The sequence below is a fragment of the Streptomyces sp. NPDC001889 genome (assembly GCF_053594535.1).
In genome coordinates, this window is sequence record NZ_JBSFER010000012.1 from 182,255 (window position 1) to 197,988 (window position 15,734).

Sequence of the window (15,734 nt, forward strand, 5' to 3'; positions counted from 1 at the left end):
TCGTCATCTGTGTATCGGGTGCCGTGTGGCCTCACGCTACAGCCTTCATACGACAGCCCAACCTGGGAAGGACGGCCATCAAACCTCTGTGAGCACGGCCACGCTCATTTCGTGGCACTCCTGTGACGCTGACGGACCCTTCTTGTGCGTACGGTCACGGAACGGGTGCCCGGCTTGACGTGCCGTACCCCTCGGGCACACTGGCCCGGTAACAGGGAGAACGGATCACCGCGGACCACCAGGGTCCGGCCGGCCCGGGACACCGGTCTTCGCGGCCGAGGGGATGCACAGTCATGAGCCAGGACGGCGCGCAGGGCCGCTACGCGGGCGGGTCCCTGGCCGGTGGCCGCTACCAGTTCCGGGATCTGCTCGGCGAGGGCGGCATGGCCTCCGTGCATCTGGCGTACGACACCGCGCTCGACCGCCAGGTCGCCATCAAGACGCTCCGCACGGAGCTGGCGCGCGAGCAGTCGTTCCGCGAGCGGTTCCGGCGCGAGGCGCAGGCCGTTGCCAAACTGTCGCATCCCAATATCGTCTCGGTCTTCGACACCGGTGAGGATTCGGTCGTCTTCGGCGGCCCCGGGGGCCACCGGGGCTCCGAGCCGATGCCGTACATCGTCATGGAGTACGTGGAGGGACAGCCGCTCGGTTCGGTGCTGCACGCGGATGTGCGGCAGTACGGCGCGATGCCGGCCGAGAAGGCGCTGAGGGTGACGGCCGACGTGCTGGCCGCGCTGGACACCAGCCATGAGGTGGGGCTGGTCCACCGGGACATCAAACCGGGCAATGTGATGATCACCGGGCGCGGGGTCGTCAAGGTCATGGACTTCGGGATCGCCCGGGCCATGCAGTCGGGCGTCAGCTCGATGACCCAGACCGGCATGGTCGTCGGCACTCCGCAGTACCTCTCCCCCGAACAGGGCCTGGGCCGGGGGGTGGACGCCCGCTCCGATCTGTACTCGGTCGGCGTGATGCTCTTCCAGCTCCTGACCGGGCGGCTGCCGTTCGACGCGGACGCGCCGCTGGCGATCGTCTACGCGCATGTGCAGGAGGAGCCGGTCCCGCCCTCCTCCGTGAACCGTTCGGTGACCCCGGCGATGGACGCGCTGGTGGCACGGGCCCTGCGGAAGAATCCGAACGAGCGCTTCCCGAGCGCGGCGGCGATGCGGGACGAGTGCGCGCGGGTCGCGGCGGCCGGGCGGACGGCGGCTCCGGTGATCGTCTCCGGGGCTCCGCCGGCGAGCGGGGCGGGGGTGGGGTCCGCGGTCTTCCCGCCGCTGGACCAGCACCAGGCCCCGCCTCACCAGCCCCACCGGCCCCATCAGCCGGTTCAGGCCCCGTCCCCGCAGGCGGGGACGCCGTACCAGCCGGGGCCCTACGCCCCGGCACCGCAGTACGGCTATCCGCAGCCCTCCACCCAGACCGCTCCCCCGCTGTCCCACGGGCAGCAGGCGCGGTACGGGACCACGGGGCCCATGGCCCCCATGGCTCCGGTCGCGCACTCCTCGTACACCATCTCGCCCGCGCCGCCGGGTTCCGGGGGCGGGAAGGGCCGGGGGCGGAGGATCACCCTCACGGTGGTCGCGGTCCTCCTCGGGCTGATGGCGATCGGCGCGGTGCAGCAGGTGCTGGAGAACCGGAACACCCCGGGCGACGAGGAGCCACCGCGCACGGGCAGCACGGCGAGCCGCTCCGCCGGGCCGGACGGCTCGGCCGGAGCGCAGGAGGGCGAGGCGCTGCCGCCGGACCGCGGCCGGGTGATCCGGACCACGAAGTGCACGGACGCCATGGAGGACGGCACGGACCCGGCGAAGGTCCAGGCCCCGGGCCTCCTCTACAAGGACGTGCTCTCGGTGAAGGAGTGCCTGCGGTCGGCGGGGTGGACCTGGACGGTCCACGAGGTCGACGACCCCCGGTGGGGCAGGGACACCGTGGTCCGCCAGTTCCCCACGGCGGGGACGGCCGTGGTGCCGAAGAACCAGGAGTTCGAGCTGTACATCTCGACGGGCCGGGCGGGCTGACCCCCCTCTCTCCTCTGTTTCTCCCTCCATTCCCACCGCTGCCCGCCGCCCGCCGCCCGCTGCCCTCTGCCCTCTGCCCTCTGCCCGAGATGCCGGATCTGCCGGGTCATGTGACGCTGAGTCCGTCAGCGTGATCCGACGGGGTGCGTCCGGTGCGCCGGTACGCCGGCCCCTCGGGCGCGTCCGGCGGATGCGGCGGAATTCGGCGGACTCGGTACGGGAGGGGGTCACCCGGTGGCTCCAACACGGCGCACCCGGTGCGCCATCTCGGTCGTCTCGCTCCTGCTGCTGACCTCGCCACAGGCCCGCGCGGAGGAGTCAGGTCCGCCCGCGCCCCCCGCCGAGCCGACCGCCGCCGGCTCCTACGCGGGACGTCCGGCGGGCGAGGGCCGGCCGCGCCCGGGTCGGCCCCCGGCGAGCGAGATCCCGGACCCCGGGGAGCCGGACCACGGCTCCGGTCCGCCCACGCCGGCGGACACACCGTCCGGCGCCGCGTCCATGTCACAGTCCCGTCCCGATTCCCCGTCCGGCTCCACCGCCCCCTCCGCCTCAGCCGACGGCCCCTCACCGGCCGTGCCCCCCTCCGGGGCCCGGCGTCCCGGAGGCGTCGGCCCCGCGGAGGAGGAGATCCCCGACGAGGACGACCGGGAGGGCGCGGACGGGGACGCGCGGGAGGACACGGGGGAGGAGGCCGGGGAGCCACCGGCGGGCTCACTGAGCCCGTACGCCCCCGCCGCCGCACGTCAGCGGCGCTCCGAGAGGGCTCCGGAGCCGATGGCGCACCAGCAGGTCTCGCCGCTCTCGCTGGGCATCGGCATGGCGCTGATGGGGCTCGGAATCGGCTTCCTCGGGGTGCGGATGCGGCGGCGCTGACCGCCGCGCCGGGGTCCCGTCCCTCAGGAGTCCCGTCCGGGTCCTCCTCGTCCTCCTTGCGACGGACCCCCCGAGATCCGCCTCGCGGAGGTTGGCGCGCTCGGGCATACCCGGTATACATACTCAGTATGTCCATCCGTCACGGCCTTCTGGCCCTCCTGGAGCACGGCCCGCGCTACGGCTCGCAGCTCCGCACGGAATTCGAGTCCCGCACCGGGTCCACCTGGCCGCTCAACGTGGGCCAGGTCTATACGACCCTGGGCCGGCTGGAGCGCGACGGCATGGTGGCGCAGAGCGGCGAGGACGAGGCCGGCCACGCGCTCTACACCATCACCGACAGCGGCCGTGCCGAGCTGCGGAGCTGGTTCGAGACGCCGGTGGACCGGAGCAGTCCGCCCCGTGACGAACTGGCCATCAAGCTCGCCATGGCGGTCGGCGCCCCCGGTGTGGACATCCGCCATGTGATCCAGTCCCAGCGCCACCACACCGTCAAGGCGATGCAGGACTACACCCGGCTCAAGGCGCAGGCGCTCGCCGCGATCGAGAGCGGGGGCTCGCAGGAGCGGGACGACGTGGCCTGGCTGCTCGTACTGGAACAGCTGATCTTCCAGACGGAGGCCGAGGCGCGCTGGCTCGACCACTGCGAGGTTCGGCTCATCCGGCTCTCCGGCGCGGCCGGGCGGAGAGCCGCGAACCTTCCGACGGCCGCGCCGGCCGCCGGCCCAACGGGGACGCCCGGCCCGACGGGGACGCCCGGTCCGCCGGGTGCCGCCGAGGCGGCCCCGGCCGCCACCACCGCCCGGAACGGAGCCGCCCGGCCCTAGCGCCTCATCCGGGCGCGTCCGCACACCCGTCCGGGTACCCGCACCACCGCGGGCCCCGAGCGCCCGGAGTCCGTTCCGGGCGACCCGGTCACTCCGCCGCACCCCATCCCCACGGCCTTCCCGCGCTCTTCCCCACGCCTTTTCCCCACGCCTCTTTCCCACCTCTTCCCGCACCAGCACTCGCACCAGCACCCGCGTCCGCACCGCCCGGCCCGGCTCGCTCAGACCGGCCCGCAGGGCTCCGCAACCCCGGAAGCCCGGCTCAAACGACCACTCCATCAGTCCAAGGGGGGACCCTCCCATGTCCGCGTCCACGTCACATGAGTCACTAGAGCCCCAAACGTCACAGAAGCCGGTTCTCCAGCTCCAGCAGCTGGCCCGGGTCCACGGCAGTGGAGCCACCGAGGTGCACGCCCTGCGCGGCATCAATCTGGATGTCTTCCCCGGCGAACTCGTCGCCGTCATGGGCCCGTCCGGCTCCGGCAAGTCCACTCTGCTCACCATCGCGGGCGGGCTCGACATGCCCACATCGGGAAGGGTGATCGTCGAGGACACCGACATCACCACCTGCGGCCGCAAGACGCTCGCCGCGATGCGCCGCCGCAGCATCGGCTATGTCTTCCAGGACTACAACCTCATCCCGGCGCTCACCGCGGCCGAGAATGTCTCCCTGCCGCGCGAGCTGGACGGTGTCTCCGCCCGCAAGGCCCGGGTCGAGGCGCTCGCCGCGCTGGAGGAGATGGACCTCGGGCATCTCGCCGACCGCTTCCCCGATGAGATGTCCGGCGGCCAGCAGCAGCGCATCGCCATCGCCCGCGCCCTGGTGGGCGACCGCCGGCTGGTCCTCGCCGACGAACCGACCGGCGCCCTGGACTCCGAGACCGGTGAGGCCGTGCTCGCCCTGCTGCGCGCCCGCTGTGACGCGGGGGCGGCCGGCGTCCTCGTCACCCATGAGCCCCGCTTCGCCGCCTGGGCGGACCGGGTGGTCTTCCTCCGGGACGGCGCCGTGGTCGACCAGACCGTGCGCAGCCAGGCCGACTCCCTGCTCTCCGGCCAGGCGGCCGAGCTGTGAAATCCTGGTACCACTCCTGGCGGGCGGCGATCCGGATCGCCCGCCGTGACGCATGGCGCTCCAAGGGCCGGAGCTTTCTCGTCCTCGCGATGATCGCGCTGCCCATCATCGGAGTGAGCGCCGCGGATCTGACCTTCCGCAGCTCGGAGCTGTCCACCGAGCAGAAGCTCGCACGCGAGATGGGCCGGGCGGACGCCCGGATATCCGACGCCGGAACCGGCGGCGTGGCCGTCGACCAGAGCCCGGACGGCCAGCACAGCAACGCGGTCGGGGAGTACACGAACAAGCCCTACCCCTCGGGCCGGACCGATGTCTCCAAGGCCGTCCCCGCGGGAGCCACATCCCTGACCGACACCACGGGCCGGGCCAAGCTCCGTACCGAGCACGGTCTGCTGAGCACCGAGATCCGTGAGCTGAAGGCGGCGGACCCGATGGTCAAGGGCATGATGCCGCTGACCGGCGGGCGGTTCCCGGAGAAGCCCGACGAGGTCGCGGCCACCGACTTCTTCCTGGAGAACAGCGGTCTGAAGGTGGGCTCGAAGCTCACCGTCCGCCACCTGGACCGGACGTACACGATCGTCGGCTCGTACGAGCTTCCCGACGCTCTCAAGACCGACCAGGTCAACGCTCTTCCGGGCGCCCTGATCGCGCCGCTGGACCGGGGCCTCGCGAAGGCCGGACTCTCCTCCAGCGGGTCCGACACCACCTATCTGGCGCGGCTGTCGGGTGGTTTCACGTGGAACATGGTCAAGGAGATCAACGGCAAGGGCGTCACGGTCAAGTCCCGTGCGGTCGACCTCGATCCGCCGCCGGACTCCGCGGTGCCGCTGTATCAGCGGTCGGGCTACCAGAACTTCGCGAACGTCGGCGGGTCCGAGACGGCCGCGACGCTCGCGGCGGCGGCCACCGTGGTCGTCCTGGCCCTGCTGGAGATCTGTCTGCTGGCCGGACCCGCCTTCGCCGTGGGTGCCCGGCGCTCACGCCGCCAGCTCGGTCTGGTCGGCGCCAACGGCGGTGACCGCAAGCACATCCGCGCCATCGTCCTCGCGGGCGGTCTGGTGATCGGTGTGGCCGCGGCTGTCATCGGCACGGTCCTGGGTGTCCTGCTCACCCTGGCGCTGCGGCCGTTCCTGGAGGGCCTCGTCGGCGCCCGCTTCGGCAGCTTCGACATCCGGCCGCTGGAGCTGCTGGCCATCGCGCTGCTGGCCGTGCTCACCGGTGTGCTGGCGGCGCTCTTCCCCGCGATCACCGCCTCGCGCCAGCCGGTGCTGGTCTCGCTGACCGGTCGCAGGGGTATCCGCAAGAGCAATCGGGTGCTTCCGGTGATCGGGCTGATCGCCGTGCTGCTGGGTGCGTCCATCGCGCTCTACGGCTCGCTGGTGTCCGATCAGATCCTGCTGGTCGGTGGTGGCAGCGCCCTCGCCGAGCTGGGTGTCGTCGCGCTCACGCCGGTCCTGGTGGGCCTGTTCGGCCGGATCGGGCGGTTCCTGCCGCTCTCCCCGAGGCTGGCGCTGCGGGACGCGGTGCGCAACCGGGGACGTACGGCTCCGGCGGTGGCCGCTGTCCTCGCCGCCGTCGCGGGCACGGTCGCCGTGGCCACGTACACCGCGAGCGCGGAGGCCGGGTACAAGGCGGAGTACCAGCCCCAGATGCCGCACGGCTCGGTCGCGATGAATGTCGACGAGGCGGACGGCGCGCGGGATGTCCCCGCGGTGCGGGCCGCCGTGCAGAAGACCCTTCCCGTCGATGTGCGGGCGGATCTGCAGAAGCTCTCGGTCGGCGGCGCCGGCTGCCAGGAGTGGGACGACTACGGCAACCGGAACATGGAGTGCGGGCGGTACGAGCTCATCACCCCGCCCGCCCATGAGTGCCCGCTCTGGGCCTACGACCCGGCCAAGCCCGACGAGGACCCCGCGAGCAAGTTCAGCCCGGCGGAGAAGCGGAAGCTCGGCGAGGACTGGCGGTGCAAGAACAACATCGGCACCGGCCACTACCTCGATGTGATGGTGGCCGACGCCGAACTGCTGAAGGTCCTCCGTGTGACGGACCCGGCGGCCGGGGAGGCGCTCAAGGCCGGGAAGGCCCTCGCGTTCGACCAGAAGTACGTCAACGCCAAGGGGAAGATCGATCTCCGGATCATCACCGACACCAAGGCGGCCGAGGAGGCCGAGGCGAAGGGGAAGACAGCGCCCGGCAGGATCGTGTCGGTTCCCGCGCGGAAGATGGCCTTCGGGACGATGAAGTACGGCGTCCCGCTGATCATGCCGCCGGCGGCGGCGAAGGCGTCGGGCCTCGAAACCGTCCCGTACGGCGCGTACTACTCGACCGACCGGGTGCCCACCAGCGAGGAGCGGCAGCGGCTGGACGGTGAGCTGGACCGGATCGGCGCCGACGCCAGTGTGCGGGTCGAGGAGGGCTATGTCAGCGAGAACGACATCATCATGCTCTCGCTGGCCATCTTCGCCGGACTGATCACCATCGGTGCGGCGGGTATCGCCACGGGTCTCTCGCAGGCCGATGCCGAGGCCGATCTGAAGACACTGGCCGCGGTCGGCGCCCCGCCCCGGGTGCGCAGGACGCTCAGCGGATTCCAGTGCGGGGTGGTGGCCACCATGGGAGTGGTGCTCGGCTCGGTGGCGGGCGTCCTGCCCGCCGTCGGACTGCGGCTGGCGGAGCAGCGCGACCAGATGGCGAATTTCGAGGAGGCCCTGGACGCCGGGTACTCCACCCTGGCGGACAAGCCGTTCCTGCCGATCGTCCTGCCCTGGCCGACCCTGGCGGCCCTGCTGGTCGCGGTCCCGGTGGGTGCGGCGCTGCTGGCGGCCCTGCTGACGCGCTCGCGCGGCGCGCTGGCCCGCCGAGAGGCGGCGTGACCGGCCCGTAGACGGCCTTTGCCCCACCCTCCACGGTTCTGTGCCCCCGCACAAGATGATCATTCTTGTACGGGGGCACAGCCCTGCGCGGGGCGCATGTGCGAGAGAATGGCCGCATGGAGATGCCGAGGAATGAACGCTCGCAGGAGAGCCCCCACGTGCTTGTCGTGGGCCAGGACGGAATGGCGCTCGGCGGCGGTGCCGGGGACGACGAGCCGCGCGAGATCCCGGTGACGGAGATGGTCGAGCAGCCGGCGAAGGTCATGCGCATCGGCAGCATGATCAAGCAGCTGCTGGAGGAGGTCCGGGCGGCCCCTCTGGACGAGGCGAGCCGGGTCCGGCTGAAGGAGATCCACGCCAGCTCGGTCAAGGAGCTGGAGGACGGTCTCGCGCCGGAGCTGGTCGAGGAGCTGGAGCGGCTCTCGCTGCCCTTCACCGATGAGGCGATCCCCTCCGAGGCGGAGCTGCGGATCGCGCAGGCCCAGTTGGTGGGCTGGCTGGAGGGGCTGTTCCACGGCATCCAGACGGCGCTGTTCGCCCAGCAGATGGCGGCCCGCGCCCAGCTGGAGCAGATGCGCCGCGCCCTGCCCCCGGGCAGCGGCCACGAGGACGAGGACCAGCCGCAGCACGGAGCGCTCCGTTCGGGGCCGTATCTGTAGCGGCGGGCGGTGCCGCCGGGCCGGGTGCCGGGGACCGAGCCCCGGCCCGGGGCGTCGGGCAGCTGTTGGGCTGCCCGGCCGCCCCGGTCCGTCGGCCGTTCCGACCCGTCGGTCATTCCGGTCAGTCGGCCCGTCGGTCAGTCGTTGACCAGCAGTACCTTGCCGATGTGCCCGCCGGACTCCAGATAGCGGTGCGCCTCGGCCGCGTCCCGCAGTTCCATCCGGCGGTCCACCACCGGGCGCACCCGGCCGGACTCGATCAGCGGCCACACATGCTCGCGCACCGCCGCCACGATCGCGGCCTTCTCGCCGAGCGGACGGCCCCGCAGCGAGGTCGCCGTCACCGCCGCGCGCTTGCCGACCAGCGCCGCGAGGTTCAATTCGCCCTTGGCCCCGCCCTGGAGACCGATCACGGCGAGCCGCCCATTGACCGCGAGGGCCCGCACATTCCGGTCCAGATACTTCGCGCCGATGATGTCGAGGATGACATCCGCGCCCGCTCCGTCCGTGGCCCTGCCCAGCTCCTCCACGAAGTCCTGCTCCCGGTAGTCGATCAGGATGTCCGCGCCCAGCTCCGCGCAGCGCGCCAGCTTCCCGGGTCCGCCCGCGGTGACGGCGACCCGGGCGCCGACGGCCTTGGCGAGCTGGACGGCCATCGTGCCGATACCGCTCGCGCCGCCGTGGATCAGCACCGTCTCGCCCGGCCGCAAGTGGGCGATCATGAAAACGTTCGACCACACCGTGCACGCCACCTCGGGCAGCGCGGCGGCGTCGGCCAGATCCACACCCCGGGGCACGGGCAGCAACTGTCCGGCCGGAACGGTCACCCTCTGCGCGTAACCGCCCCCGGCGAGCAGGGCACACACCTCGTCGCCGACGGCCCAGCCGGAGACGCCGGGCCCCAGTTCGGCGATCCGGCCCGAGCACTCCAGGCCCGGGTGGGGGGAGGCGCCGGGCGGGGGGTCGTAGAGGCCCTGGCGCTGGAGCAGATCGGCGCGGTTGACGGCGCTCGCCGCGACATCCACCAGGACCTCGCCCTGGCCGGGTACGGGATCGGGAACCTCGGCCCAGACGAGCGCCTCGGGTCCACCGGGTGCGGGAATCGTGATCGCATACATGGCCGCGAGGCTACTCCCGGCCCGGGAACCCGCCCATGTCCCCCGGCGGGTGAGACCGCCGGAGTCCCGGAGCGGTTCACTCCACGGGTGCCCCGGGGCGGGGCGGGGCGACACCGCCCGCCTGGACGATCGTGATCAGCCGGTCCGTCAGCTGGAGCGGACTGGCCGTCGGGTCGTCGTAGCCGATCAGCCGGTGCCCCCGCAGCACGCTCACCACCAGGTCGTCCGTCTCCCGGACGCTCAGCCCGACCTCGGACTTTATGACCGGCCGCTCCACCAGATCGAGCCCGCTGCCCTGCTGGATCAGATCCTCCATCACCGCGCCCGCGCTCGGGCTGAGCACGGACAGCCCCAGCAGCCGGCCAGCCGCGCTGGCGCTGGTGATCACCGCGTCCGCCCCGGACTGCTTCAGCAGCGGCGCGTTCTCCTCCTCCCGCACCGCCGCGACGATCTTCGCCGCCCGGTTGAGCTGGCGCGCCGTGAGCGCGACCAGCACGGCGGTGTCATCGCGCTGGGTCGCGATAATGATCTTTCCGGCACGCTGGACCTCGGCCCGGATCAGCACATCGCTGCGGGTCGCGTCCCCGAGCACCCCGGTGAAGCCCTCCGCCACAGCGGCGTCGATCACCTTGCTGCTGGGGTCGATGATGACGATCTGGTCCTTCTTCAGACCCGTGGCGGTCAGTGTCTGGATCGCGGAACGGCCCTTGGTGCCGAAGCCGACGATGACGGTGTGCTCACGCATGTGAGACCTCCAGGGGTGCTCCGAGATCAATCCGCGCGCGATCGACCACCCGCGCGGAAAAATGACGCTACCCCCAACACGGAGGCGGGGCTCTCGTTCGGGCGGAGGATCGGCGACCATGGTCACTCACACAGACCGCCGGACCGGTCGGCGGACAGACCGTACAGACCAGAGGGGACATCCGAAGATGGGCGAGAGGCAACCGCCGCCAGAGGCAGGAAGGTTCTCGATCCTGCGCTCCCTCTGGAACCGCTCCACGCGTGAGGCCAGGGACGACGCCGAGGCCGGGCGCTCCATCACGATGCCCACCCAGGCCACCGTGCCGCCCCTCCAGCAGGTGCTGCGGCGCCTCGCCATGGCCATGCTGGTCCTGGCCGTCACCACCCTGCTCGTCTGGTTCGACCGGGCCGGCTACAACGACAACGCCGACGGCAAGGTCGACTTCCTGGACGCGGCCTACTACACGACCGTCACCCTCTCCACCACCGGCTACGGCGATATCGCACCGGTCAGCGACGGCGCCCGGCTGACGAACATCCTGATCATCACGCCCCTGCGGGTGGTGTTCCTGATCATCCTGGTCGGCACCACCCTCGAAGTCCTCACCGAGCGCACCCGCCAGCAGGTGCAGGTGCACCGCTGGCGCTCCCGGATGTCCGACCATGTGATCGTCGTCGGCTACGGCACCAAGGGCCGGCACGCCATCGAGACCCTGCGCGGCCAGGGTGTGCCCAAGGACAAGATCGTCGTGGTGGACCCGCAGCAGAAGGCGGTGGACGCCGCCAGCGCCGACGGACTGGTGTCGGTGCTCGGTGACGCCACCCGCTCGAAGACCCTCCTCAAGGCGGAGCTCCAGCGGGCGGCCCGGGTGATCATCGCTCCGCAGCGGGACGACACCGCCACCCTGGTCACCCTCACCGCCCGCCAGCTCAACCGGCGCGCCTCCATCGTCGTCGCGGTCCGCGAGGACGAGAACGTACCGCTGCTGAAGCAGTCCGGCGCCGACACCGTGGTCACCAGCTCCAGCTCGGCGGGACGGCTGCTCGGTGTCTCGATGGCGAGCCCGCATGTCGCCGACACGCTGGAGGATCTGATGACCCGCGGCAGCGGGCTGAACCTCGCGGAGCGCTCGGTGACCAAGAACGAGGTGGGGCGTTCGCCCCGCGAGTGCACGGATCTGGTGGTGGCCGTGGTGCGCCGCAAGCAGATGCTGGACTACGCCGATCCGCAGTGCGCCCAGCTCCAGTTCGGCGACCGCCTGATCACCATCAGCCGCGAGGAGCCCACCTACTGAGCCTGTTTCACGTGAAACGGCCCGGGGCCGCCCCGGCGGGCACCCCGGACATCCAGGGCAGATCCAGCACCTCCAGCCGGTCTCCGGGCCGTGCTCCGCCGGGGGGCACCACGGCGAGGCCGTCGGCGGCGGCGATGCCCCGCAGCATGGCCGGGCCGCTGTAGCGCAGGGGCAGCAGTTGCTCATCGCCATGGGCGAAGGGCTTCAGCAGGGTGTCGTGGGGGTGCCCGGCGAGCGAGCCGCGCACCGGCACCCGGTACGGCAGGGGGTCGGGGAGCCCGGACAGCCCGCGCAGCAGGGGCTCGGCCAGGGTCAGCAGACCCGACACGGCGGCGAGGGGGTTCCCGGGCAGCCCGACCAGATACCGGCGGCCCGCCGGGGTGTCGTCACGGCCCTCGTCGCACGGGGTGTCCCGGGCGCTCCGGCGCCGCCGCGCCGGGACGCTCCGGGGCGGGAGGGCGGCCAGCAGCATGGGGTGACCGGGCCGGACCGCCACCGAGTCCACCAGCAGCTCCGCGCCCGCCTTCAGCAGCACCGGACGGACATGGTCGACCGGGCCCGACGCGGTGCCGCCCGTGGTGAGAAGGAGATCGGCGGCGGAGCCGGTGATGGCCCGCTGGAGCGCCCGGGCGTCGTCGCCGAGCCGCCGGGTGGCGATGACCTCGGCGCCCAGCGCGCTCAGCCAGGGCCCCACCATCGGCCCCAGGGCATCGCGGATCAGCCCGTCGTGGGGCAGCCCGCCGGTGAGCAGCTCGTCCCCGAGGATCAGCACCTCCACCCTCGGGCGGTGGGCGATCTCCAGCTCGTCGTAGCCCGCGGCGGAGGCGAGCCCCAGCACCGCCGGGGTGACCACCGACCCGGCGGGCAGCAGCCGGTCGCCCGAGCGGCACTCCTGGCCCCGGGGCCGGATCTCCTGGCCCTGGGTGACCGCCCGCTCCGCGTGCAGCAGCCGCTGCCCGGCGTCGGTGTGCGCGTGCTCGCTGCGGATCACCGCGGTGGCCTCCGGCGGGATGCGCGCACCGGTGGCGATCCGTACCGCCGTGCCGTCCTCCAGGGCCGGCGGCTCGGCCCGCCCCGCGAGGACCGCGTCACCGCCGTGAACCGCCCAGGGGCCGGGACCGGCGACGGCCCAGCCGTCCATCGCGGAGGTGTCGAACGAGGGCAGGTCGCAGAGGGCGATGAGCGGTGCGCCGAGCACCCGGCCGAGCGCCTGTTCCCACGGCACCCGGAGGGTACGGGGCGGGGTGGCGCGCCCGGTCCGCGCGGCCAGCTCCCGGGCCTCGGCCCAGCCGGCCGGCCGGGGCCGCCCGGAGGGAGCGGTGGAGGCGGTGGAGGCCGGGGACGCGGTCGCGGCGGCTCCGCCGGACCGCCGGTCCCGGTCCTGGTCCTGCTCCCGGCCCGGGTCCCGGCCTGCGGCCCGGCCCGGGTCCCGCTCCGTGCCGGGGCCGTTCGTCCGGGGGCGGCTGACCAGGGCGAGGGCCTCCTCCACCCCGTCCGACTCCTGCTCGGCGGCGGCGCGGCCCTTCTCGCGCGCCCGGTCCGCGTCCGGGCCGCCCCGGGTCCCGCCCTGGCGGGTCCGGCCGGTCATCCGGCATCGGTCCGATCGGGGCCCCGGCCGGACCCGGCGGGCGGGTCCGCGTCCGGCCCGGAGGCCCCGGGGCCGGCCTCCTCGGCCTCCTCGGTCTCCTCGGCCTCCTCGGCCCAGCGCCGGGCGAGCGCCGCCGCCTTGCGGGCCGCGTCCGCGACTCCCTCCGGCCCCTTCCCGGCAGCCGCCGCGTACCCCACCAGGAAGGTGGTCAGCGGCGCGGCGGGACGGGCGACGCCGTGCGCGGCGTCGCGGGCGAGATCGAGCAGCAGCGTGGTGTCGACATCCAGCTCGATGCCGAGTTCGTCCTTGACCGCGGTGATCCATTCATCCAGCACATGGCCATGCTCCCTGATCCGGGCCCTGGCGGCCGAGAGGTCCTCCCAGGTGTCGCAGTCGAAGGACGCCGAAGACTCCGCGGCGATCCGGGCCAGGTCCAGCTCCGGCGGCAGCAGCCGCAGCGGCAGCCCGGCGAGACCTCCGTGTTCGGTGGCGAGCAGGGCGATCTCCCGGCGCAGGGGCTCGGTCCGGTAGGCGGCCACCAGCGGCTGGTCGCGGCCCTCGCCATCGGTGAGCAGCACCGCCTCGCGCCCGCCGGACGCGAGAGCGCCGAGCAGCCGCCGTACCGTCGCGGCCCCGAGGAAGGGCAGATCGGCGGAGAGGACCACGACGGTCGACGAGTCGGACCCGAGCGCCCGTGTCCCGGCGTCCAGCGCGGCGAGCGGGCCGCCGCCCGGCGGACTCTCCCGGGTCCAGACGACGGGCCGCGCGGTGGGCCTGCGCCCGCCGACGACGACGGTGCGCCCGGCGTCCCGGCAGGCGCCGAGGACCCGGTCGAGCAGGGACCGCCCGCCGACGCTCAACCCCGGCTTGTCCGCCCCGCCCAGCCGCTTCGCGGCCCCTCCGGCGAGCACGATGACGTCGTACGCGGTCGTTCCGGTGTTCGCGGTGCGCTCTGTCGCGGTCATGTCCGCAGTATGGGCCGCCCCCGGGCGGGCGTCGGGACGGGCTGTGGGTGGTCCGGCGGGCCGCCCACAGCGTGGGGTCTCCGGGCGGCCCGCCAGGACCGTGGGGGGAACCGGGCCTGGGGAGTCTCCTTCGGATCGAGCCCGGCAAGATCCGGAGGAGACGGCCCAGGGCTGCCCGGCCCGGGTGGAGGGTTGTTCACAGGGTGCGCAGCAGCACCGCCGGCCGCTCCACACAGTCGGCGACATAGCGCAGGAACCCGCCCGCCGTGCCGCCGTCGCAGACCCGGTGGTCGAAGGTCAGCGAGAGCTGCACCACCTGACGCACGGCCAGCTCGCCCTGGTGGACCCAGGGCTTGGGGACGATCCGGCCGACCCCGAGCATCGCCGCCTCCGGGTGGTTGATGATCGGGGTGGAGCCGTCGACGCCGAACACCCCGTAGTTGTTGAGGGTGAAGGTGCCGCCGGTCAGATCGGCGGGGGTGAGCCTGCCGTGGCGAGCCGCTTCGGTGAGCCGGCCGAACTCCTCCGTCAGCGACTCGGCCGAACGCCGGTGGGCGTCGCGCACCACGGGGACGACGAGCCCCCGCTCGGTCTGGGCCGCGAACCCGAGGTGGACCTCGGGGAGGCGCACGATCTCCCGGGCCGCCGTGTCCACCGTGGAGTTCAGCTCGGGGTGGCGGGCGAGGGCGGCCGTGCAGATCCGGGCGAGCAGCGCCATCAGGGCGACCTTGGGGCCGTCCCCGGCGTTCATGGCGGCCCGGGCCGCCATGAGTTCGGTCGCGTCCGCGTCGACCCAGCAGGTGGCGTCCGGTATCTCGGTCCGGCTGCGGGACAGCTTGTCGGCCACGGCTCCCCGGACCCCGCGCAGCGGTATCCGTTCACCGCCCCGGACCGGTGCGGGCGGTGAGGACGCGACGGGCGGCGCGGGCACCCGGGCGGGCTCGGACGCGGGGGCGGGGGCCGGGGCGGGCGCGGGTGCCGGGGAGCCGGTGGGGGCGGGCCGGCCGGTCAGACCGGCCGCGCGCATCGCGTACTCGACATCCGCGCGCAGGATCAGCCCGTCGGGTCCGGACCCCGTGAGCTGCCGCAGATCGAGCCCGTGCTCCCGGGCCAGCCGCCGCACCAGCGGGGAGATGACGGGCACGGGCCCGCTGTGCTCGATGTCCTCGTCCGGCCGGGCGGCGGGCCCGGCCGCGGGGCCGGGAACCCGCGGCTCCGCGTCGGCGGGCCGTATCCGCCGCCGCCTGGCCGCGGGCGCTCCCGTTCCGTATCCCACGAGGACATTCCCCGAGGACTCCCCGGACGGACCGCCGCCGTCGGAAGCGGACCCGGCGGGCCGGGCCCCGGCGGCGGGCCGGGCCCCGGCGGTGGGCCGTGACTCGGCGGTGGGCCCGGCGCCCGCGCCCGCCGTCGCGCCGGGAGCCGGGCCGTCGGACCCGTCGGACCCGTCGGCCGAGGCGCCCACGGCCACCGTCAGCAGCGGTGCCCCCACCGGCAGTTCGGTGCCCTCCTCGCCGAAGCGCGCGGTCACCACACCCCCGTACGGGCAGGGCACCTCCACCATCGCCTTGGCCGTCTCCACCTCCACCACGGGCTGGTCGATCGCGACGACATCGCCCACGGCCACCAGCCAGCGCACGATCTCCGCCCCGGTCAGCCCCTCCCCGAGATCGGGCAGCCTGAACTCCAGCACCTGTGCCAT

Annotated in this window: 11 protein-coding genes and 1 pseudogene; 7 read left to right on the forward strand and 5 right to left on the reverse strand. The window is 73.5% G+C overall.

Annotated features, from left to right (window positions below; all coding sequences use genetic code 11):
• Positions 1 to 293: 293 nt before the first annotated feature.
• The 6 genes from ACWCRA_RS15975 to ACWCRA_RS16000 all read left to right on the forward strand — a co-directional run bounded on the left by ACWCRA_RS15975 (position 294) and on the right by ACWCRA_RS16000 (position 8,322).
• Positions 294 to 2,021 carry a protein kinase domain-containing protein gene (locus ACWCRA_RS15975; RefSeq protein ID WP_351550354.1) on the forward strand — a complete coding sequence of 576 codons (1,728 nt, stop codon included), beginning with the start codon at positions 294 to 296 and terminating at the stop codon, positions 2,019 to 2,021.
• 498 nt (positions 2,022 to 2,519) lie between these two features.
• Positions 2,520 to 2,894 (forward strand): hypothetical protein, encoded by a 375-nt coding sequence (locus ACWCRA_RS15980; protein WP_351550357.1) that lies wholly within the window; start codon positions 2,520 to 2,522, stop codon positions 2,892 to 2,894.
• Positions 2,895 to 3,022: 128 nt separating this feature from the next.
• On the forward strand, positions 3,023 to 3,718 hold the full coding sequence (locus ACWCRA_RS15985; RefSeq protein WP_451067862.1) for a PadR family transcriptional regulator: 696 nt from the start codon (positions 3,023 to 3,025) through the stop codon (positions 3,716 to 3,718).
• A 301-nt stretch (positions 3,719 to 4,019) separates the two neighbouring features.
• Entirely contained in the window at positions 4,020 to 4,790 is a 771-nt protein-coding gene (locus tag ACWCRA_RS15990) for an ABC transporter ATP-binding protein (protein ID WP_351550363.1), read from the forward strand.
• Positions 4,787 to 7,663, forward strand: a complete 2,877-nt coding sequence (locus tag ACWCRA_RS15995) for an FtsX-like permease family protein (protein ID WP_451067863.1) — start codon at positions 4,787 to 4,789, stop codon at positions 7,661 to 7,663. The genes ACWCRA_RS15990 and ACWCRA_RS15995 overlap by 4 nt, the downstream gene beginning before the upstream one ends.
• Positions 7,664 to 7,779: 116 nt before the next feature.
• Positions 7,780 to 8,322, forward strand: coding sequence for a bacterial proteasome activator family protein (locus ACWCRA_RS16000; RefSeq protein ID WP_351550369.1), 543 nt, complete (start codon positions 7,780 to 7,782; stop codon positions 8,320 to 8,322).
• A 137-nt stretch (positions 8,323 to 8,459) separates the two neighbouring features.
• Here ACWCRA_RS16000 and ACWCRA_RS16005 read toward each other — a convergent pair whose 3' ends face one another.
• Together ACWCRA_RS16005 and ACWCRA_RS16010 are read right to left on the reverse strand one after the other, a co-directional pair.
• Positions 8,460 to 9,440: an NAD(P)H-quinone oxidoreductase gene (locus tag ACWCRA_RS16005; protein ID WP_351550372.1), complete on the reverse strand. Its 981-nt coding sequence runs from the start codon at positions 9,438 to 9,440 to the stop codon at positions 8,460 to 8,462.
• 76 nt (positions 9,441 to 9,516) lie between these two features.
• Positions 9,517 to 10,197 (reverse strand): annotated as a pseudogene (locus ACWCRA_RS16010) (potassium channel family protein); the annotation flags it as partial.
• A gap of 175 nt (positions 10,198 to 10,372) precedes the next feature.
• Between ACWCRA_RS16010 and ACWCRA_RS16015 the strand changes: the two are divergent.
• A complete protein-coding gene (locus ACWCRA_RS16015) occupies positions 10,373 to 11,479 on the forward strand; it encodes a potassium channel family protein (RefSeq protein WP_351550375.1) in 1,107 nt (368 codons plus the stop codon).
• A 7-nt stretch (positions 11,480 to 11,486) separates the two neighbouring features.
• Here the strand turns inward: ACWCRA_RS16015 and ACWCRA_RS16020 are convergent, their stop codons facing one another.
• The 3 genes from ACWCRA_RS16020 to ACWCRA_RS16030 all read right to left on the reverse strand — a co-directional run bounded on the left by ACWCRA_RS16020 (position 11,487) and on the right by ACWCRA_RS16030 (position 15,734).
• Positions 11,487 to 13,067, reverse strand: coding sequence for a molybdopterin molybdotransferase MoeA (locus ACWCRA_RS16020; protein WP_351550378.1), 1,581 nt, complete (start codon positions 13,065 to 13,067; stop codon positions 11,487 to 11,489).
• Positions 13,064 to 14,032, reverse strand: a complete 969-nt coding sequence (locus ACWCRA_RS16025) for an NTP transferase domain-containing protein (RefSeq protein ID WP_451067864.1) — start codon at positions 14,030 to 14,032, stop codon at positions 13,064 to 13,066. The genes ACWCRA_RS16020 and ACWCRA_RS16025 overlap by 4 nt, the downstream gene beginning before the upstream one ends.
• A gap of 196 nt (positions 14,033 to 14,228) precedes the next feature.
• Complete coding sequence (locus tag ACWCRA_RS16030) at positions 14,229 to 15,734, reverse strand: dihydrolipoamide acetyltransferase family protein (protein WP_451067865.1); 1,506 nt, start codon at positions 15,732 to 15,734, stop codon at positions 14,229 to 14,231.